The following is an 18,643-nucleotide window of genomic DNA, read 5'->3' on the forward strand; positions in this document are numbered from 1 at the left end:
GGGGCTCAGTTCCCGCTGTTCTGGGGATAGAAGACGCCGCGGATTCGCCCGTTCGACGTGCCCTCCATGCGGGCCGTCTCGGTGCGGGTATTATAGACCAGTCGACCACCGGTCAGGACGTTCTGGCCCTGGGTCAGGATCACGTCCCCGGTCACGACGACCTCGTTGCTGGCCAGGGTGTAGACCGCCCGGTCGCCCCGCATGGTCTGGTCGGGAGTGACGAAATAGACATTGCCGGACGCCTCGACGCGACGCAGGTCGCCCGCGGTGACGAAGCCGTTGATGGAGTCGGCCCGCAACCGGTTCTGGCCCTGCACGACTTCGGCCCGTCCCCGCAGGGCGAAGCCGGCGGGCGTATACTCACCGGCGTCGGCGCCATAGGCCACCGCGTCACCGCTCGCGACCGGTGTCCCGGTCTGGGTCTGGGCACCGCCGGTCGCCGGTATCGCCACCAGCGCCAGCGCCATGGCGGCTGTGGTCAGGATCTTGATCATGCTCATCTGTCCGAACCTGCCGGGTTGATGGTCCCGCGCACCTTGTTATCGCCTGCGCCCCTGAACACGACCCGCTCACCCTGTTCATAGATCACATAGGACGAAGCGGTGATTGTTCCAAGCGGGCCGCTGCCCTGAACGCCCTTCGATCCGGTCACGATGCCGGTCGATGTATCCACCACCGCCTCTGGCGTGACCAGGGTGAAGCCCGAGCCGCCGTCCGAAATCCGCACGTTCGGTCCGATGGTGACGGTCTTATCCGCTTCGTTATAGGTGCCGCCGTCCGCCGTCAGGGTGGTGACCTTGCGGCCGCCGAGGTTCAGCTTCATCGCCGGGCCGATCAGCCGGAACTGGCCCGTCTGAGCATCGCGTACGGCGCTCTTCGCCCCGATCATGAAACTGCGGCCCTCGGCGTCCTGGCCGTGGAACATGGCGCTGTCCAGACGGACCTCGCGGCTGGTGCCGGCCTTGCGCTCGACGTCCGACATCACGCTGCGCAGCACGATCCAGCTGAGGGTGCCGCCGGCCAGAATGATGATCGCGACCGGCAGGACGCGGCGCAGCAGCTTGACCCGCCGCGACCGGGCACGAAACGCCTCGGCCGTGACGGCGACGCGCGCCTCGTCGGCCTGGTCCCGGATGTCGGCGGGCTCTGTCATCAGGTGTGCGCGAAGATGTCCGTCTCGTCCCAGCCCGCCAGGTCCAGAGCCGACCGGCTGGGCAGGAAGTCGAAACATTGGCGCGCCAGTTCGGCGCGACCCTCGCGGGCCAGCATCTCGTCCAGCTTCACCTTGGCCGCGTGCAGATAGAGGACGTCCGACGCCGCATACTCCAGCTGGGCCGGCGACAGCTCGGCCGCGCCCCAGTCGCTGGACTGCTGCGCCTTGGACAGGTCGACCCCGACCAGCTCACGCACGACATCCTTGAGTCCGTGCCGGTCGGTATAGGTCCGGGCCAGTTTGGAAGCGATCTTGGTGCAATAGACCGGCCGCGTCTCGATCCCGAGATGCAGCTGGAACATGCCGATGTCGAACCGGCCGAAATGGAACAGCTTGAGCACCTTCGGGTCGGTCAGCAGCCGCTTCAGGTTGGGACAGTCGTAGCCCGGCCGGGCCATGCGCACGACATGGGCGTCGCCGTCACCGGCCGACAGCTGGACCACGCACAACGGGTCGCGCCGGAAGCGCAGCCCCATGGTCTCGGAATCGATCGCGACCTCGGGGCCCAGATCCAGGCCGTTCGGCAGGTCGCCTTCGTGGAAATGGACGGTCATTCGGTGTCAGGACTCGGTCTGCGAGGGCGGAGAAGCCACTCAACTACCCTCTCGCCGCGCGCGAGGCGATAGCGCGCCCTCAACTAGCGTCGGACCGCGTCCGACGCGATAGGGCCCCAACATGCGGCCCAAAACACAAACGGCGCCGCACCGAAGCGCGACGCCGTCTGAAATATTGGTGCCCAGGAGAGGACTCGAACCTCCACGACATTTCTATCACTGGCACCTGAAGCCAGCGCGTCTACCAATTCCGCCACCTGGGCCCAGACGTTTCAGCACTCGCGTGCTTGTTCGTCCGGAAGGCGCGGACCCTTAAGGCAGCCCCCCCAGCGGGTCAACAGGCATTTGTCGGCTTTGCGTTGCGAGGCTGGCGGCCATCGTCTAATCCCGGCCCGGCGCGAGCTCTGCCCCCGCGCGCCGCCGCCTGTTGGAGTCTCTGTCATGAGCGAAGTCGCCCCCGGCCTGGTTACCGTTTTCGGCGGCTCAGGCTTCGTCGGCAGCCAGCTGGTCCGCGCCCTGGCCAAACGGGGCTGGCGGGTCCGGGTCGCGGTGCGCCGCCCCGATCGTGCCTGGAAACTGCAGACCTCGGGCACGGTGGGCCAGATCCAGGCCGTGCGCTGCGACGCGACCCGGCCTGAAGACGTCGCCGCCGCCCTGCATGGCGCGGACGCCGCCATCAACCTGATCGGCATCCTGCACGAATCGGGCCGCCGCAGCTTCCAGGCGATGCACGTCGAGACGTCCCGCAACATCGCCGGGGCCGCCGCCGCGGTCGGCGTCAAACGGCTGGTCCAGATTTCGGCCATCGGCGCGAGCCCCGAGGGCCCCTCCGACTACGCCTTGACCAAGGCCGAGGCCGAGATGGCCGTGCGCGAGGTCATGCCGGACGCCGTGGTGATCCGCCCGTCGATCGTCTTCGGTGCCGGCGACGACTTCCTCAACCGCTTTGCGCAGATGGCCCAGTTCTCGCCGTTCCTGCCGCTGATCGGCGGCGGCCAGACGAAATTCCAGCCGGTCTATGTCGGCGACGTGGCCGAAGCCATCGCCCGTGCGACTGTCCTGCCCGAGGCGGCGGGGCGCACGTTCGAGCTGGGCGGGCCTGCGGTCATGACCTTCGAGGCGGTGCTGAAGCTGATCCTGCGCGAGACCTACCGTTCGAACGGCCTGATCCCCCTGCCCTTCTTCGCGGCACGCGCCATCGGCTCTCTGGCGCAGATGACAGCCTTGGTGGGGATCGCGCCCGTGCTGACTTACGACCAGGTGGTGTCCCTGCAATCAGACAATGTCGTCGCCGAGGGGGCCGAGGGTCTGGCCGAGCTGGGCATCCAGCCGACCGGCGTGGAGGCCATCGTCCCGTCCTATCTGTGGCGCTACCGCCGCGGCGGACAGTTCGCCAACGCGACGGCCGGCTGACCCCTCAGCCGTAGGCCTGGATTGCGATCAGCCCGACGATCCCGACAACGATCCGCCATATCGAGAACGGCGCGAAGCCGTAACGGCCGACGAAATCCACCAGAAAGCGGACCACGAACAGGCCGCTGATGAAGGAGACGACGAAGCCGATCGCGATCAGGCCGGCGACGTCGCCCGTGATCAGGTCACGGCTCTCCCAGAAGTCCAGGGCAAAGGCCCCGACCATGGTCGGGATGGCCAGGAAGAACGAGAACTCCGCCGCCGCCTTCTTGTCGACGCCCAGCAGCAGGCCGCCGACGATGGTCGCGCCGCTGCGGGAGACGCCCGGAATAATCGACAGGCACTGCCACAGGCCGACGCCGATCGCCGTCTTCCACGTCAGCTTCATCGCATCTTCGGCCAGGTCGCGCTGTTCCAGGGTCACGACGCCGTCCTTGACCCTCCGACGCAACCCCATGGTTCCCGCGTCCGACCAGCGCTCCAGCACGATCAGCGCCACCCCACCGACGATCAGGCTGATACAGACGATGGTGGTGTTGAACAGGACGTCCTTGATGAAGTCGTGCAGCAGCAGGCCCAGGATGGCGGACGGCAGGAAGGCCAGCAGGACCGAAATGGCAAAGCGTCGCGCGGCCGGATCCTTGCCCGGCAGACCCAGAAGCACCTTCCACAGCCGGACGAAATAGACTGCGACCACCGCCAGGATGGCTCCCAGCTGGATCATGACGATGAAGGTGTTCCAGGGTTCGTCGGCCAGACCCAGCGCCTGTTTGGCCAGCAGCAGGTGGCCGGTGGACGACACCGGAATGAACTCGGTCAGTCCTTCGACCAGACCGAGAAGAATCGCCGCCAACCAGTCCGCCATGAACGCCCCGTCAAACTCGATATGGGCGGTCAGTGCGCGCCCGGTTCGGGACCCACATAGCGCAGGCGCGCGCGGATAGGCGAGCCGTTCGTCGCCTGATCCAGAGCATGACCCAGCAGACCCGCCAAACGGCCCAGCAGAAACAGGTCAGCGGCCCCGTCACGCGGCAGTTCCAGCCGCCGCGCGATCACGGCAAGGGCGAGCGTGAAATTCGCCCGCCTGCCTGTCGCGACCTCGCCCTCCTGCACGGCGCGCGCCAGATCGGCCGGCAGGTCGGCGGCAGCCAGCAGGGCGGCGGCGCGGGGATCGCCGGCCGGGTAGTCGTCCTGGGCATCGAACCCGACCAGACGCCCCATCTCCTGGGCCCGGCGCGCGGCATCGACCGCCTGGCGGCGCACAGCGACGATCCAGTCCGAGGCGCGGGTCAGCTCGGCCATCATCGGCGAGCCGACCATGGTCACAAGTCCGGCCATGGCCGCACCCGCCGGTGCCGCACCCCCGTCGGCCGCGGCCCGCGTGGCCAGGACGGCCGGATTGATCTCATGATCGGCCGAGAGGACCAGTGCCCGACGGATCAGATGGGCGTCCCGCTCGGGTGTCTTCCAGCTGCGCGCCAGGCGCTGGTGCAGGAACAGACGCGGTCCCGAGCCGACGGCGGCGTCCACCGCCTCGTCCAGCACGCGCGCGCATTCCAGCCGCAGGTCGTCGACCGAGCGCGGCCTGGGATCGGCATCCTCTTCCGCCCGCCGGGCCAGGGCCGCGAACAGGCGCGCCCGGATCGACCCGCCCGGCACAGCGCCGACCCGCGGCCGGACCTCGGCGAAGGGATTGGCCGCCCGCGCGTCCCAAAGGCGACGCGCGACATCCTCTAGGGTCGCGGATTCCGCCAGCTGGACCGCGTCCATCCCGCGATAGAACAGCCGCCCGCCGGCGATTACGGTCAGGGACGAGCAGACATCGGCCTCTCCGCGCGACGCGCCGCCCGGCGTGCGGCGATAGACGGCCGTATCAGCAACATCGACGACGTCTCCGCTCAGACGGGCGATATCATGGGCGGCGTAAAGGCTGCGCCGGGAATCCTCAGGGTCCGGCCGGGCCGCGATACGGCCACGACTGACGTAGGCATAGAGCGTCTGCGACTTGACCCCGAGCCGGGCCAGCGCCTCGCTCCGCCCGATCCAGTGGGCTGTGTCCGTCATCTGCACGCCAGCCTCCCTGATGTCACGACCTTGCGGACTCCATCGGCAGCCAAGGATGCGGCCCTTTCGTGACGATGACCCTAACGCGACCGACGAGCCTGCGCCGCTCGGCCCCTTTGGACGCACCCGCCCCCCGGCCCTTGGCAGGACCACGCCTTTCCGCGACAAGACGGCGATGACCTCGCCCGCCCCGATCCACCCGGCCTCCAGCGCGATTGAAGACGCCCATTCGGCGACCCGGGCCATCACCCGGTTGTCGGTCGGCGTGGCCGTCGTGCTGATCGCGCTGAAGGCGTTTGCCCTCGGCGCTTCGGGGTCGGTGTCGATCCTCGCCTCGCTGGCGGACTCTGCGCTCGATCTGGTCGCCTCGCTGGGCGTCTTCTTCGCCGTGCGCTGGGCCGCCGCCCCGCCCGATGAGGATCATCGCCACGGCCACGGCAAGGGCGAGGCGCTGGCCGCCATGGTTCAGGCCGGTCTGGTGTTCGCCTCGGCCCTGTTCGTCGGCTGGGAAGCCCTGCAGCGCATCTTCGACCCCCGGCCGGTCAGCTCGGGCTACTGGGGCGTCCTCGTGATCCTGATCTCGATCGCCCTGACCGGCTGGCTGGTCTGGATGCAGGGCCGTGCCATCAGGAACAGCGGGTCCATGGCGGTGAAGGCCGACCGGGCCCATTACACCTCCGACCTGGCGTCCAACGTCGTGGTCCTGATCGGGGTGATCTCCGGCACCTTCCTCTCGGCGCCCGGCCTGGACGCCGCCGCAGGGCTGGTGGTGGCGGTCTGGCTGTTCTGGGGCGCGCTGGGGATGTTGAAATCCGCCGCCGACCACCTGGTCGACAAGGCCCTGCCCGAATCCGACCGCATCGCCATGACGACGGCCGTGCTCGCCGACTCGCGGATTTCCGGCGTGCACCAGCTCAGAACGCGGATGGCGGGCTCGGTCGTCATGATCCAGATGCACGTCGACCTGGATCCGAACCTGACGCTTGAGGCGGCCCACACGATCCTCGTCGAGGCCGAGAACCGCCTGCTGGCGGGCTGGCCCCGGGCTGACATCCTGATCCACCCCGACCCGCGCGGCCGCGCTGAAATCCACGGCGGCGTCTTCGCCGAGACTGCCGCCGAGGCGAGCCCGACAAATCCGACCCCGACACCGAAAACCCGGAAAGGCCCCTGGGCCTGAGCCGTGGCTAACGCGGGCTTAACGCCCTCGTGCGCATGAACAGCCCCATGTCCGCCTGCGTCCTGTATCATTTCGCCTTCGACCCGGGCTCCCGCACCGCGCGCCTGGCGCTGGGCGAGGCAAAAAAGGCGTTCACCGAGACCCTCGTCCGTCCGTGGGAGGACGACTGCCCCGTGGCGGGGCTGAATCCATCCGGCATGCCCCCGGTCTTGCGTGTGACCGAGGACAGCCGGTCCCTGACCCTGTGCGAGCCCGCCGCCATCCTGGGCTGGCTGGAGGACGCGTCGCGCGAGCCCTTCCTGATGCCGACCGATCCCGCCGAGCGCGCCGAAACGCGCCGGCTGGTCGCCTGGTTCGACCGTCGCTTCACCGACGAGGTCAATGCCGTGCTGCTGCACGAGCGGATGGAAAAACCCCTGCTCCGCCTCGGCCCACCCGAGGCTCGCGCGCTGCGGGCGGGGCGCGAAGCCCTGAGATCCCATCTCGCCATGCTCGAGGATGTGCTGGCCGGACGTGACGCCCTGTCGGGCCGGCGCATCAGCCAGGCTGACTTCGTCGCCGCCGCCCACCTGTCGGTGCTCGACTATTTCGGCGAGGTGTCCTGGGCGAACTGGCCGGCCGTGAAGACCTGGTACATGAAGCTGAAGTCCCGCCCCTGCTTCCGGCCCCTGCTGGCTGACCGCTTTCCGGGCGTGCCGCCGTCGACCTGGTACGCCGACCTGGATTTCTGAGACCCGCCTCCGCTCTCGCCAGCGCCGGCGGCGTGTGAGAGAGGCTGACCATGCCGGTCGATGTCCGTCCCTTCATCCGCAACAGCGCCACGGCCCTGGGCTTCGACGCCTGCCGCTTCGCCTCGGCCGTCGAACCGTGGAGCGCGGGTGAGCGGCTGGCGCATTTCGTCGAGGCGGGACGCCACGGCGACATGGGCTGGATGGAGACGACGCTGGAACGCCGCGCCCACCCCACCGCCATGTGGGACGGGGCCCGCACCGCCATCGTGCTCGGTCTCAACTACGGCCCGGAGAGCGATCCCCTGCCCGAAATGGCCGACCCCGGAGCAGGCTATATTTCGGTCTACGCCCGCGGCGACGACTATCACGAGGTCATCAAGGGCCGGCTGAAAACCCTCGCCGGCCAGGTCGCCGCGCGGACGGGCGGCGAGGTCAAGGTCTTCGTCGACACCGCCCCCCTGATGGAAAAGCCGCTGGCCCAGCGCGCCGGCCTCGGCTGGCAGGGCAAACACACCAATCTGCTCAGCCGCGACCATGGCAACTGGCTGTTCCTCGGCGTCATCCTGTCCGCGGCCGACCTGGAGCCCGACCCGCCCGAGGGCGAACATTGCGGGACCTGCACCGCCTGTCTGGACGTCTGTCCGACCAACGCCTTCCCGGCCCCGTTCCAGCTCGATGCGCGGCGCTGCCTGTCCTATCTGACCATCGAATTCGCCGGTCCGTGGCCGGTCGAGTTCCGGGCGGCTACCGGCAGCCGGATTTATGGCTGCGACGACTGCCTGGCGGTCTGCCCATGGAACAAATTCGCCGCCGCCTCGAGCGAGGCCCGGCTCCAGGCGCGTGAAGGCCTGGTTTCACCCCGGCTGGCCGATCTGGCCGCCCTGGACGACGCGGCCTTCCGGACCCTGTTCTCAAAGAGCGCCGTCAAGCGGATCGGCCGCGACCGCTTCATCCGCAATGTCCTCTATGCCATCGGCAACAGCGCCGACGCGGCGTTGATCCCGGTGGCGGAACGTCTGCTGGACGACCCGAATGCCGTGGTGCGCGACGCCGCGGCGTGGGCGGTTCAGCGGCTCCGGCCTGCCCCCTAGCCCATCCCGATCTGACCGCCGCGCTCGCCGCCCGGGACGGGCGCGACCTCCAGCAGCTTGATCCGGAACACCATCACCGCATTGGACGGAATGCCCGGGCGGCCCTGTTCGCCGTAGCCTTGCGCCGGCGGCACATAGACGACCCATTCGTCACCAACCCGCATCTGCTGCAGCGCCTCGGTCCAGCCCGGCACCACGTCTGCGACCGTGAAGACCGCCGGCTGGCCTGACTGGAACGAGCTGTCGAACACCGTCCCGTCCGTCAGCGTGCCTTCATAGTCGACGCGCACCAGATCGTTGCGATCGGGCCGCTCTCCGCCCGAAGGACCGGACCGGACCACCTTGTACTGAACGCCCGACGGCAGGGATTTCACGCCCTCGGTCTTGGCGTTCGAGGTCATGAAGAACTCTGACGCCCGCAGATTCTGCGCCGCGCTTTCGTCCGGCGCGGCCGGTTCGCGATCACAGGCGGCCAACGGCCCGGCAAGAACCGCGATCATCGCCAGCGCCGAGACGCCTTTAGCCCATCCGTAATTCATATCCCGCCTCTTCCAGTCCAAGTCTGATTTGTTCCGCGTGATCCGCGCCGCGCGTCTCGACCATGATGTCGAACTCCGCGCCCTTGGCCGGCACGTCCAGCGCCAGCCGGTTATGCACCACGTCGATGATGTTGCCGCCGAGGCCGCCGATCACGGCGCTCATCTTGGACAACATGCCGGGGCGGTCATCGCCGAGGATGCGATAGACGATCATCTTCTTCTCGCGCACCAGTTCGCGGTTCAGGACCACGGCCAGCATGCGGGCGTCGATATTGCCGCCGCACAGCACCAGCCCGACCTTCATCCCCCTGAACCGGTCCGGATACGCCAGCAGCGCGGCCAGCCCGCCCGCGCCCGCGCCCTCGGCGACGGTCTTCTCCAGCGTGGCGTAATAGGCCACCGCAGTCTCGAAATGCGCCTCTTCGCAGACCAGCACGTCCTCGACCAACGGATCAGCGATGGCGAAGGGAATGTCGCCCACGGCCTTGATGGCAATGCCCTCGGCGATGGTCTGGCCGCCGCATCTGGGGATCTCGCCCCGGCGTCTGGCGGCGAACGAGGGGTACATGGCCGCCTCGACGCCGAAGATGCGGATGTCCGGCTTCATCGCCTTCGCCGCGACCGAACAGCCTGCAATCAGCCCGCCGCCGCCGATGGGAATGATCAGGGCATCGAGGTCCGGCGCGTCTTCCAGAAACTCGACCGCGCAGACGCCCTGCCCCGTCACGATCCCCACGTCATCGAAGGCCGAGACGAAGACGAAACCCTTTTCGTCGCGCAGCCGGTGGGCCTCTTCGGTCGAGCCGGTGAAGTCCAGGCCCTTGATCACCACCGTCGCGCCGTGCGCGCGGGTGCCGTCTGCCTTGGTGAAGGGCGTCCCCTCGGGCATCACAATGGTCACCGGCACGCCCAGCCGGGCACCGTGATAGGCGAGGGCCTGGGCATGATTCCCCGCGCTCGCCGCCACCACGCCGCGCTTGCGTTCTTCCGGCGTCAGCTGCAGCAGCCGGTTCAGGGCACCGCGTTCCTTGAAGCTGCCGGTGAAATGCAGGTTGTCGAACTTGACCCAGACCTCGGCCCCGGTCAGCTGCGACAGCCGGCGCGAATGCCGGACCGGCGTGCGGTCCACCTGGCCGGCAATGCGTCTCTGCGCCGCCAGAATATCGTCGAATGTGACTGTCATGAGCGGTCCCTATACCCGGTCTGCGCCGGGTTAATGCGCGCTTTTGGCCCACAGCCGAACGCCTCGCAACCTTGACCTTATCGCGGCGTTCAGCGTCTGATCGCGCTGTTCGACCCGCGAGCTTACGGAGAGAGCCATGTCTGCCCGCCACCTGATCGCCATCGCCGCCGTGGCCGCCTCGCTGGCGGCGTGCGAGACCGTCGCCCCGGGCGGCTATGGCCCCGGTCCGTCATCCAGCGCCTTCCGCGCGGACGATTTCGCATGGTCCTCCCGTCCGGGCCGCGCGTCGATCGACGGCCGCGTCGTCTACCGGAGAGAAGGCCAGGCCTTCGCCTGCACCGGCTCGGTCGCCCTGACGCCCGACACACCCTACACGCGCGCCCGCTTCCAGACGCTGTATGGCTCGACCGACCGCGCCGCGCTTCCCGAAGCCGTCGTGCGCGCCCGCACCGTCGCCGATCCCAACGCCGACTATCGCTCCTTCGTTCGCCAGGAGACCTGTCAGGACAACAGGTTCCAGTTCTCGGGCCTGCCTGACGGAAACTGGTTCGTCATCGCCCCGGTCAGCGCCGGCGGCGATCGCGTCGTCCTGATGCAGCGCGTCTCGACCCGCGGGGGCCGCATCTCGGTCACCCTCTAGCCCACCTGTAACCGTCGTCTTTGAGGCCGCGTATCTGGCCGCTTCGGAGAGTTCACCATGCGCCGCCTCATCCTGCTCGTTTCCGCCGGCCTGGCCCTTGCCGCCGCGCCCGCCGCCGCCCAGTCCTGGGGAGGGACCTACGACGGCAGCTATAGCTACAGCGGCTCCGACGGCCGGGCCGACCATGGCTACAGCGGTCGCCGCGACGGGAACGCCGTGCCGTCGAGCTTTGACTGGCGCAGCCAGCTGGACCGGCCGGGCGACTATCGTTGCGACGCCTTCTGGGACGCCAGCCGCAGCGATTGCGGCGAGCGCTGGCGCGATCAACGCAGCCGCGTCAGCCCCCAGGCGCGCAGGGACTATCGCCAGCTCGCCGGTTACGGGCGGGATGGCTACGGCAATGACCGCTACGGGCACGACGGCGGCTATGGTCGCAGCTATTCGAGCCGGGGCCGCGGCTACGGATCCGCCTATGGCCACGGATCTGGCTACAACCCGGGCGGCACCGCCTGGTATGGAGCCTATGGGCGGCCCGATCTGGTTTATCCGACCGGTGGCCACAGCTACGGGTCGAGCGGCTCGCACGGTAGCCGGGCCGACTGGTGCCGGGCCACCTACCGGTCCTACAACCCCTATACGGGCTACTACCGCGCCTATAGCGGCCGGCTGATCTACTGCGGCTGATCCGCCACCGGATCACTGTTCATCCGATCACGGAACAGTGGGTGACCGGTGTTCGCCATTGTTTTGCCTTGTCCGGGCCGCTTCGTTCTTCAGAACCCGCAAGGGGCGGTGGATCAGGGAGCGCGTTCATGTCCCAGCACAATATTTCAGGCTCGGAAGTCTTTGGACCCAAGCCCGGCGTCATGCTGAGGTCGGTCAAGACCTCGGGCCTGCGCCGCAAGCGCGCCGCCCGGACCTGGGCAGCCTTCATCGCCGGTGCCGTCGTGGCCGTCGCGGGCGGAGCCATCGCCATGGCCGCGGTGTTCGGCTCGACGCTGTTCGGCTGATACATACGCTTCTCCCTCCCCCTCCGGGGGAAGGTCGTCGCTGCACAGCAGCGGCGGGGTGGGAACGCTTTGGCGAGACCAACGCCGGCGCTCGCATCGCCCAGCCCTCCCCACCCGGCTTCGCCTTCCGCTCAGCCACCCTCCCCCGGAGGGGGAGGGAGACGGCGATCGGTCTTCACGCCAGCCACACCATCCGCCGCGACTGCGCCTCGGCGTCCCGCGCCCGACTGAAGCCCTTGCGGACCTCGCCCGTGTAGAGGAAGCCGGCCTTCTCCAGCACCCGGCCCGAGGCCGGATTGTCGCTGAAATGCCCGGCCATGAGCGCCCGGCGCTTCCACGCCTTCGATGCCCAGATCGTGGCCGCCTGAAGCGCTTCGGTCGCATAACCCCGACCCCAGAACGGCCGCGCGATCCAGTAGCCGATCTCGGGAGCCGGATCCTTGTCCTCGAACAGGCCGATCACCCCCACAGGCCCATGGTCCTCGTGCTCGATCAGGAAGGTGCGCGCGCGGGCGGGGTCCTGTCCCGCCACCTGCAGCACAAAGGCCTCGGCGTCGGCGATCCCGAACGGGTGCGGCATGCGCAGGGTCATGCGCGCCACGTCGACGTCGTTGGCGAGCGTCGCCAGACGGCTGATGTCCTGGGCCCCCGGGCTGCGCAGCGACAGGCGCCGCGTCTCGACGACGGGGGAGGGTTCGATCACGCACATGACACGGGCCTCGTTCGATCTGCCGCCTCCTTGGAGGGCTCGGACGGCTTCGAGGCGGGGAAACGCAAACGGGGAGCCTGGTGATCCAGACTCCCCGCGGAAATAATTCCCTGGTCCGGATCGCGGCTCTCGAGCCTTGCGCGATCCGGGTTTCAATCGGTCTTCGCGCTACTCGGCGGCCATCGGCATTTCGGCGGCGGTCGGAAGAATCGACACGTAACAGCGGCCGTTCGCCTTCTTGGTGAACTTCACAGCGCCGTGCGCGGTCGCGAACAGCGTGTGGTCACGACCCAGGCCGACATTGTCACCCGGGTGGAAGGTGGTGCCGCGCTGACGCACGAGAATGTTGCCGGCCAGCACGGTTTCGCCGCCGTATTTCTTCACGCCGAGGCGCTTCGATTCTGAGTCGCGACCGTTACGCGACGAACCACCGGATTTTTTGTGAGCCATAGGTCTGCTCCCTGTCTCTAACTGTTCTTACGCTTCGTCGGTGGAGGCGGGCTTGGCCTTGGGCGCAGCCTTCTTGGCGGCGACCGGCTTTTCAGCGGCTGCAGCCTTCGGAGCGGCTGCGGCCTTGGGGGCCTTGGCCGGCTTGGCTTCGGTTTCCTCGGTGCGCGGGGCCAGGCCACGGGCGCGCAGGTTCATCTCGGCCTTGGTCATCAGCGAGGTTTCGCCGTCCCATTTGGCCTTCTCGCCGGCACCGTCGATGCCGGTGATGCGCAGGACGGTTTCCATCTGGCGATGGCCGTTCGTACGGCGATAGCCCTGACGGCGGGTTTTCTTGAAGATCTTGATCTTCTCGCCCTTGCGGGTCTCGACCAGGGTCGCGGCGACCGCGGCACCTGCGATCATCGGAGCGCCCAGGGTCACGCCCTTGTCGCCGCCCAGCATCAGCACGTCGCCGAACGACACGTCGGAGCCGACATCGCCGTCGAGCTTCTCGACCACAATGACGTCGCCCGGCTGAACCCGGTACTGTTTGCCGCCGGTCTTGATCACCGCGTACATGTTGAAGCCTCAGCGAAACGCAAAAAGAATAAGCCCGACGGGGGACCCCCTCGGGCGAAGAGCGGCGACATAGACGCAGAGGGGTGTCCGAGTCAACGCGATTTGCCTGAAAAACAGCGCCCGCGCGGTCCTCGAAGACCCTGCCACCCGTCCCGCCGAGGCTTCAACCGGCCTGCTTCCGGGAGAAACGTCCATGGCGATCGGCCTTCTGGCCACGGGTGCCCCGTCCGTTGCCGCCCTGCCCGTTGTCGCCCTGTCGGCCGCCAGCCGCCACCGCCGCGGGCAAACCACGGGCGTTCATCAAACAGCCCCGCCTGCGGACGAGGATTTGCTCTCGACTGTTATAAAGTAACAGGCTAGGAGGGCGGGAATGACGCCGTCCGACCTCGAACAGCCCGTGATCCTGTCGCTTCTGGGCGCGGGCTTCGTGACGGCCTTCCTGCATGCGGCGCTGCCGACCCACTGGCTGCCGTTCGTGCTGGTCGGACGGGCCCAGCGCTGGACCCTGCCCCGGATGCTGGGTGCCGTGACCGCAGCCGGCCTGGCGCACATCGTCACCACGGCCGTCGTCGGGGGCCTCGTCGTCGCCGCCGGCCTGGCCGTGGACCAGTGGATCTCGGGCCTTCTGCCGCATCTGGCCGCCGTGCTGCTGCTTCTGTTCGGCACCTTCTATCTGAGCCGGGCCCTGATCCGACGCCCCGTGCCCGCGGGCGGGGCGCCGCTGGAACTGGCCGAGCCGACCGTGTCCCACGCCGCCGCCTTCTGGGGTCTGGTGGCCATGATGGCCGTATCGCCCGGCGAGGTGCTGCTGCCCATCTATCTGTCGCAGGCCGAGGAAGGTCTGGCGGTTCTCGCCGCCCTGACCGTCGCCTTCGCCCTCGGCACCGTCGGCGGTATGGCGGTCTTTACCCTTCTGGCCCGCGCCGGCTGGTCGGTGCTGCGGCTGGAACGCTGGGCCCGATACGAAGGTGCGGTGCTGGGCGGGGCCCTGATCGTGATCGGTCTTCTTGTTCTGGCCCACCAGCACTAAGACGGGTCCATGACGCACGCCCATCACGATCACGGTCATTCGCATGATCATGCTCACGAGCACGCCCCGGATCACAGCCACGGCGGCCACCATCACGGGCCGGTCGACACCGGCGACTGGCGCTACGCCGTCGGCCTGATCGTCAATCTGGCCTTCGTGGGCATCGAGTTCGGGGCCGGGGTGTTCAGCGGCTCGACCGCCCTCATGGCGGACGCGGGTCACAACATGTCCGATGTCCTGGGTCTGGCCATGGCCGGCGGCGCGGCCTGGCTGGCGCGGCGGGCCAGCGGGTCTCAGAACACCTATGGCTACGGCAAGGCCACCGTCCTGGCGGCCCTGGCCAACGCCCTGCTGCTGATCTTCGCATGCGGTGCCATCGCCTTCGAGGCCGTCCGCCGCCTCGCCGAGCCCGCGCCGGTGATGTCCGGCCTGATCATGGCCGTCGCCGCGATCGGCTTCGTCATCAACCTCGGCACCGCCCTGTTGTTCATGCGGGACCAGCACAGCGACCTGAACGCCCGCGGCGCCTATTTGCACATGATGGCCGACGCCGCCGTCTCGATCGGCGTGGTTATCGCCGGCGCCGTGATCATGTTTACGGGCTGGTCGATCATCGACCCGCTGGTCAGCATCGTCATCGTCGCGGTCATTCTGCTGGGGACCTGGGGCCTGCTGAAGGACTCGGTCAATCTGGCGCTGGACGCGGCCCCGCGTGGGACCGATGTCGAGGCCATCCGCGCCGCCTTCCTGTCCTTGCCGGGCGTCAGCGCGGTGCACGATCTGCACGTCTGGGGCCTGTCGACCACCGAGACGGCCCTGACCGCCCACCTGTGCCACGACCGGGCCGACGCCGAAGCCCTTCTGTCCGAAGCGCAGGCGATGGCGCGCTGGAAATTCCGCATCGACCACACCACGCTCCAGCTGGAAGGCGCGCCCCTGCCTGACTGCCCGGGCTGCTAGCCTAGCCTCGCGGACTTCCGGACGGCTCAAGCCCCAAGGCGATGCGGCGATCCCGCCGGTACCTGCCAAAGCTTTCCGGGTCGCGGACGGCGACATCCATGTAGTCGCTGAGCAGGCGGCCCCAGTCATGGATAAAGGAGGCCTGCATGTCCTTTGCCGCCTCTTGGCGGGCCCTGAACTCCAGCAGCAGCCACATCACCGCGCCAGCGGTCAGCCCGGCGACCAAGCCTGCTGCGAGCGGCGGCATGGCGGCCATGACAACGGCGGGGATTGCGACCTTGGCTTCGAAGACCGCCTCCCGGGGCGGCCGGAGCCACCTGGCGATTCTCCACGGCCTCCAGTCGCTGGCGTCTTCCAGGCCGGCGGTAAGCGCCTCGACCATCCGCTTTTCTATGGTCGGACGAAGGGCGGGGTTAGTCGCAAGCACGCGAGCGTGGCTCCACGCGGCAAGGCGGAGGCGATCCATCGGCGCGTCCGCATAGTCTGAAAAGAATCGCAGCGGCAGCAACCGGGTCGCGGCGGACGGCCACCCGAACATCGAGAGGCTGCGGGCAGCGAGATGAAAATTCTTCGGAAAGGTGGGGGACAGGGCGAGGAAGATGGATTCAGCGCGGTACTCGTCGGGGCCATCGACCCAGTTCCCCAATCCTGGCCAATCGTCAGCCATCGCCCGAGGAAGATCGTACGCGACGTGGAGATAGGCACCCGCCGCGAGGCGAAGGAGGTTCGTTTCCAGACGGCCCCACCTGACCCTGTATCCAGCGAGTTCAAGACGCTCGTTCCAGAGCTGGCGCTCCTTCTTGAATGTGACGATCAGCCGGGACAGCCACTCATGGTCGGGAGGGGCGAGGGACCTGGCGTGTGCCTCGATGTCCGCGGTTACCGCCTCGTATATGCGGTCGAACGGGCGGAAATAGCCGGGTGGAAGGTGCATCGGAGTGTCTGTCGCACGACGGTTTTGCACAATCTGTGACCCTTTGCCGAACAGTGCAATGATAAATGGTTGGTTGCTCGTCTACAACCTTATCGTGCAGGGCTTCCCTTCACGGTCGCCAGCCGCCATCTAGCCGCCCATGACCGACACAGCTTCCGGCAAGATCCCCGTCACCGTCCTCACCGGCTACCTCGGCGCCGGCAAGACCACCCTGCTGAACCGCATCCTCACCGAGGACCACGGCAAGCGCTACGCCGTCATCGTCAACGAGTTCGGCGAGATCGGCATCGACAACGACCTGGTCGTCGGGGCCGACGAGGACGTGTTCGAGATGAACAACGGCTGCGTCTGCTGCACGGTACGCGGCGACCTGATCCGCGTCGTCGCCGGCCTGATGAAACGCCAGCGGCCCGGAAAGCCGGCGTTCGACGCCATCATCGTCGAGACCACCGGCCTGGCCGACCCCGGCCCGGTCGCCCAGACCTTCTTCGTCGACGAGGACGTCAAGGCGAAGACCGAGCTGGACAGCGTCACGACCCTGGTCGACGCGAAACACGTCATGGCTCGGCTGAACGATTCGAAAGAAGCCCGCGAACAGGTCGCCTTCGCCGACCGCATCATCCTCAACAAGACCGACCTCGTCACCGAGGCCGAGCTGGTCGCGGTCGAGCGCCGCCTGCGCAAGCTCAACCCGTTGGCCCCGATCACCCGCGCCGAGCGCGCCAATGTTCCGCTGGACCAGGTGCTGGGCCTCGGCGGCTTTGATCTGGGGCGTATGCTCAACCTCAATCCCGAGTTCGCCAATCCGGCCCATGGCGAGCACGGCCACGTCCACGACGAGCACTGCGGCCACGACCACCACGATCACGACCATGATCACGCGCATCACGCCCACGACCATCACCACGGTGCCCAGTCATCTTCAGGCGCGAGGGGCCACGCCCACGAGGACGACATCAAGGGCATTTCCCTGTCGCTCGAGCGACCGATGGACGGGACGAAATTCACCGCCTGGCTGGACCGGCTGCTGGGCGAGCAGGGCCAGAACATCCTGCGCGCCAAGGGCATCATCGACGTCCATGGCGAGGATCGCCGCCTCGTCTTCCAGGCCGTGCACATGATCCTCGAGGGCGACCTGCAGAAGCCTTGGGGCGAAACCGAGCGCCGCTGGTCCCGCGCCGTCTTCATCGGTCGCGATCTCGATGAAGCCGCGATCCGGGCCGGGTTCGAGGCCTGCGCCGCTTGACCCCCCGCTCCGCTCATCCCGGCGAAAGCCGGGACCCAGTGCTTTCGTGAGGTGCCGGTGCACAGGATCAACGTCGAGGCGGACTCGGTGATACCAATCGCCCACAGAACTGGGTCCCGGCTTTCGCCGGGATGAGCGGATTGAAATTGATGCCCACCTTCACCTTCGACGCCCAGATCACCGCCGCCCTGTTTGACGGCACGGGCGCGATCTTCGCCCTCGGCGACGGTTCGGTCCGGTTCGAGGGCGGCGAGTTCAGCGCCGCGCATGACGGGGCCATCCTGTGCGCCGTCGCCCACCCGTCCGGTGACGGCGTGCTGACCGGCGGTGACGACGGCCGGCTGATCTGGCATCGGCGCGGCGAGGCCGGCGTGCTGGCCACCGCAAAGGGTCAGTGGATCGACGCCGTCGACGCCTCGGCCGAAAGCGGCCTGATCGCCTTCTCGGCCGGCAAGACCCTGTCGGTGATCGACGCGAAAGACGCCGGCTTCCGCCGCGACTTCCAGCATGAGCGCACCGTCTCGGGCGTGGCCTTCGAGCCGAAGGGGCGACGGATCGCCGCCTCGACCTATGGCGGAGCGGCCCTGTGGTTCGCCCGGATCGCGCAACAGAAGCCAACTCTGCTGAAATGGGCCGGCTCGCACACCGCCGTGACCTTTTCCCCCGACGGAGCCTTCGTCGTCACCGCCATGCAGGACGCCCAGTTGCACGGCTGGCGGCTGAAGGATGCGAGGGACATGCGGATGGGCGGCTATCCGTCCAAGGTCCGGGCCATGAGCTTCCTGTCCAATGGCCAGCTGCTGGCCACGTCGGGCGCGCAGGGGGCGGTGTTGTGGCCCTTCGTCGGATCCAACGGCCCGATGGGCCGCGAGGCCACCGAGATCGGCTTCGACGAGGGCAGTCTGGTCGCCCTGGTCGCCTCGCAACCGAAGCACGGCCTTCTGGCCGCGGGCCTCAATGACGGCCGCGTCTGGCTGGCCGATCCCGCCGGACAGGGCCTGAATTTCCTCAAGGCCGAGCGCGGCGCGCCGATCACCGCCCTCGCCATGAGCGCCGACGCCACCCGCGTCGCCTGGGCGGACGAGGACGGGAACGCCGGCATCGCCACTGCGTGAGCGCTTGCCAAGCCGCCGTCCCT

The 18,643-nt window shown here is 68.2% G+C and carries 22 protein-coding genes and 1 tRNA gene; 11 read left to right on the plus strand and 12 right to left on the minus strand.

Annotated elements, in window-relative coordinates; translation table 11 throughout:
* Positions 1-5: 5 nt before the first annotated feature.
* From ACP7AS_RS06835 to ACP7AS_RS06850, 4 genes are all read right to left on the minus strand, one after another.
* Positions 6-494, minus strand: coding sequence for an LptA/OstA family protein (locus ACP7AS_RS06835; protein ID WP_426028102.1), 489 nt, complete (start codon positions 492-494; stop codon positions 6-8).
* 2 nt (positions 495-496) lie between these two features.
* Positions 497-1,153 (minus strand): LPS export ABC transporter periplasmic protein LptC, encoded by a 657-nt coding sequence (gene lptC, locus ACP7AS_RS06840; RefSeq protein WP_426028103.1) that lies wholly within the window; start codon positions 1,151-1,153, stop codon positions 497-499.
* On the minus strand, positions 1,153-1,767 hold the full coding sequence (locus ACP7AS_RS06845; protein ID WP_426028104.1) for a ribonuclease D: 615 nt from the start codon (positions 1,765-1,767) through the stop codon (positions 1,153-1,155). Before ACP7AS_RS06845 ends, lptC begins: the two co-directional genes overlap by 1 nt.
* 176 nt (positions 1,768-1,943) lie before the next feature.
* Positions 1,944-2,030 (minus strand) — tRNA-Leu (locus ACP7AS_RS06850).
* Positions 2,031-2,208: 178 nt separating this feature from the next.
* On the opposite strand from ACP7AS_RS06850, the gene ACP7AS_RS06855 reads away from it, so the two are divergent.
* Positions 2,209-3,180: a complex I NDUFA9 subunit family protein gene (locus ACP7AS_RS06855; protein ID WP_426028105.1), complete on the plus strand. Its 972-nt coding sequence runs from the start codon at positions 2,209-2,211 to the stop codon at positions 3,178-3,180.
* 4 nt (positions 3,181-3,184) lie between these two features.
* On the opposite strand, the gene ACP7AS_RS06860 is transcribed toward ACP7AS_RS06855, so the two are convergent.
* Together ACP7AS_RS06860 and ACP7AS_RS06865 are read right to left on the minus strand one after the other, a co-directional pair.
* Positions 3,185-4,045 carry an undecaprenyl-diphosphate phosphatase gene (locus ACP7AS_RS06860; RefSeq protein WP_426028106.1) on the minus strand — a complete coding sequence of 287 codons (861 nt, stop codon included), beginning with the start codon at positions 4,043-4,045 and terminating at the stop codon, positions 3,185-3,187.
* Between the two features lie 29 nt (positions 4,046-4,074).
* Positions 4,075-5,244: a citrate/2-methylcitrate synthase gene (locus tag ACP7AS_RS06865; RefSeq protein ID WP_426028107.1), complete on the minus strand. Its 1,170-nt coding sequence runs from the start codon at positions 5,242-5,244 to the stop codon at positions 4,075-4,077.
* Between the two features lie 175 nt (positions 5,245-5,419).
* Here ACP7AS_RS06865 and ACP7AS_RS06870 point away from each other — a divergent pair, with 175 nt between their 5' ends.
* The 3 genes from ACP7AS_RS06870 to queG are packed head-to-tail and all read left to right on the plus strand — an operon-like array spanning position 5,420 to position 8,246.
* On the plus strand, positions 5,420-6,424 hold the full coding sequence (locus tag ACP7AS_RS06870; RefSeq protein WP_426028108.1) for a cation diffusion facilitator family transporter: 1,005 nt from the start codon (positions 5,420-5,422) through the stop codon (positions 6,422-6,424).
* 47 nt (positions 6,425-6,471) lie between these two features.
* Positions 6,472-7,155, plus strand: coding sequence for a glutathione S-transferase family protein (locus ACP7AS_RS06875; RefSeq protein ID WP_426028109.1), 684 nt, complete (start codon positions 6,472-6,474; stop codon positions 7,153-7,155).
* A gap of 50 nt (positions 7,156-7,205) precedes the next feature.
* Positions 7,206-8,246, plus strand: coding sequence for a tRNA epoxyqueuosine(34) reductase QueG (queG, locus tag ACP7AS_RS06880; protein WP_426028110.1), 1,041 nt, complete (start codon positions 7,206-7,208; stop codon positions 8,244-8,246).
* Here the strand turns inward: queG and ACP7AS_RS06885 are convergent.
* The gene (locus tag ACP7AS_RS06885) at positions 8,243-8,785 is read right to left on the minus strand and encodes an FKBP-type peptidyl-prolyl cis-trans isomerase (RefSeq protein ID WP_426028111.1); all 543 of its coding nucleotides are present in this window, start codon (positions 8,783-8,785) and stop codon (positions 8,243-8,245) included. The two genes, queG and ACP7AS_RS06885, sit on opposite strands and share 4 nt — an antisense overlap.
* Complete coding sequence (locus ACP7AS_RS06890) at positions 8,766-9,968, minus strand: threonine ammonia-lyase (RefSeq protein ID WP_426028112.1); 1,203 nt, start codon at positions 9,966-9,968, stop codon at positions 8,766-8,768. The genes ACP7AS_RS06885 and ACP7AS_RS06890 overlap by 20 nt, the downstream gene beginning before the upstream one ends.
* A 136-nt stretch (positions 9,969-10,104) precedes the next feature.
* Here ACP7AS_RS06890 and ACP7AS_RS06895 point away from each other — a divergent pair, with 136 nt between their 5' ends.
* The 3 genes from ACP7AS_RS06895 to ACP7AS_RS06905 all read left to right on the plus strand — a co-directional run bounded on the left by ACP7AS_RS06895 (position 10,105) and on the right by ACP7AS_RS06905 (position 11,618).
* The gene (locus ACP7AS_RS06895; RefSeq protein WP_426028113.1) at positions 10,105-10,608 is read left to right on the plus strand and encodes a hypothetical protein; all 504 of its coding nucleotides are present in this window, start codon (positions 10,105-10,107) and stop codon (positions 10,606-10,608) included.
* A 57-nt stretch (positions 10,609-10,665) separates the two neighbouring features.
* Entirely contained in the window at positions 10,666-11,292 is a 627-nt protein-coding gene (locus ACP7AS_RS06900; RefSeq protein WP_426028114.1) for a BA14K family protein, read from the plus strand.
* A gap of 128 nt (positions 11,293-11,420) precedes the next feature.
* Entirely contained in the window at positions 11,421-11,618 is a 198-nt protein-coding gene (locus ACP7AS_RS06905) for a hypothetical protein (protein ID WP_426028115.1), read from the plus strand.
* A 175-nt stretch (positions 11,619-11,793) separates the two neighbouring features.
* Here ACP7AS_RS06905 and ACP7AS_RS06910 read toward each other — a convergent pair whose 3' ends face one another.
* From ACP7AS_RS06910 to rplU, 3 genes are all read right to left on the minus strand, one after another.
* Positions 11,794-12,327, minus strand: coding sequence for a GNAT family N-acetyltransferase (locus tag ACP7AS_RS06910; RefSeq protein WP_426028116.1), 534 nt, complete (start codon positions 12,325-12,327; stop codon positions 11,794-11,796).
* A gap of 168 nt (positions 12,328-12,495) precedes the next feature.
* The gene (gene rpmA, locus ACP7AS_RS06915; RefSeq protein WP_426028117.1) at positions 12,496-12,777 is read right to left on the minus strand and encodes a 50S ribosomal protein L27; all 282 of its coding nucleotides are present in this window, start codon (positions 12,775-12,777) and stop codon (positions 12,496-12,498) included.
* A gap of 27 nt (positions 12,778-12,804) precedes the next feature.
* Positions 12,805-13,335 (minus strand): 50S ribosomal protein L21, encoded by a 531-nt coding sequence (rplU, locus tag ACP7AS_RS06920; protein ID WP_426028118.1) that lies wholly within the window; start codon positions 13,333-13,335, stop codon positions 12,805-12,807.
* Positions 13,336-13,705: 370 nt separating this feature from the next.
* On the opposite strand from rplU, the gene ACP7AS_RS06925 reads away from it, so the two are divergent.
* Entirely contained in the window at positions 13,706-14,365 is a 660-nt protein-coding gene (locus ACP7AS_RS06925) for a hypothetical protein (RefSeq protein WP_426028119.1), read from the plus strand.
* 9 nt (positions 14,366-14,374) lie between these two features.
* Positions 14,375-15,325: a cation diffusion facilitator family transporter gene (locus ACP7AS_RS06930; protein WP_426028120.1), complete on the plus strand. Its 951-nt coding sequence runs from the start codon at positions 14,375-14,377 to the stop codon at positions 15,323-15,325.
* 1 nt (position 15,326) lies between these two features.
* Here the strand turns inward: ACP7AS_RS06930 and ACP7AS_RS06935 are convergent, their stop codons facing one another.
* The gene (locus tag ACP7AS_RS06935) at positions 15,327-16,259 is read right to left on the minus strand and encodes a hypothetical protein (protein ID WP_426028121.1); all 933 of its coding nucleotides are present in this window, start codon (positions 16,257-16,259) and stop codon (positions 15,327-15,329) included.
* 139 nt (positions 16,260-16,398) lie between these two features.
* Here ACP7AS_RS06935 and ACP7AS_RS06940 point away from each other — a divergent pair, with 139 nt between their 5' ends.
* Entirely contained in the window at positions 16,399-17,505 is a 1,107-nt protein-coding gene (locus tag ACP7AS_RS06940; RefSeq protein WP_426028122.1) for a CobW family GTP-binding protein, read from the plus strand.
* Between the two features lie 149 nt (positions 17,506-17,654).
* Positions 17,655-18,620, plus strand: coding sequence for a WD40 repeat domain-containing protein (locus tag ACP7AS_RS06945; RefSeq protein ID WP_426028123.1), 966 nt, complete (start codon positions 17,655-17,657; stop codon positions 18,618-18,620).
* Positions 18,621-18,643 lie beyond the last annotated feature (23 nt).

The organism is Brevundimonas sp. TWP2-3-4b2, assembly GCF_049897345.1.
In the GTDB taxonomy this organism is placed as follows: Bacteria; Pseudomonadota; Alphaproteobacteria; order Caulobacterales; family Caulobacteraceae; genus Brevundimonas.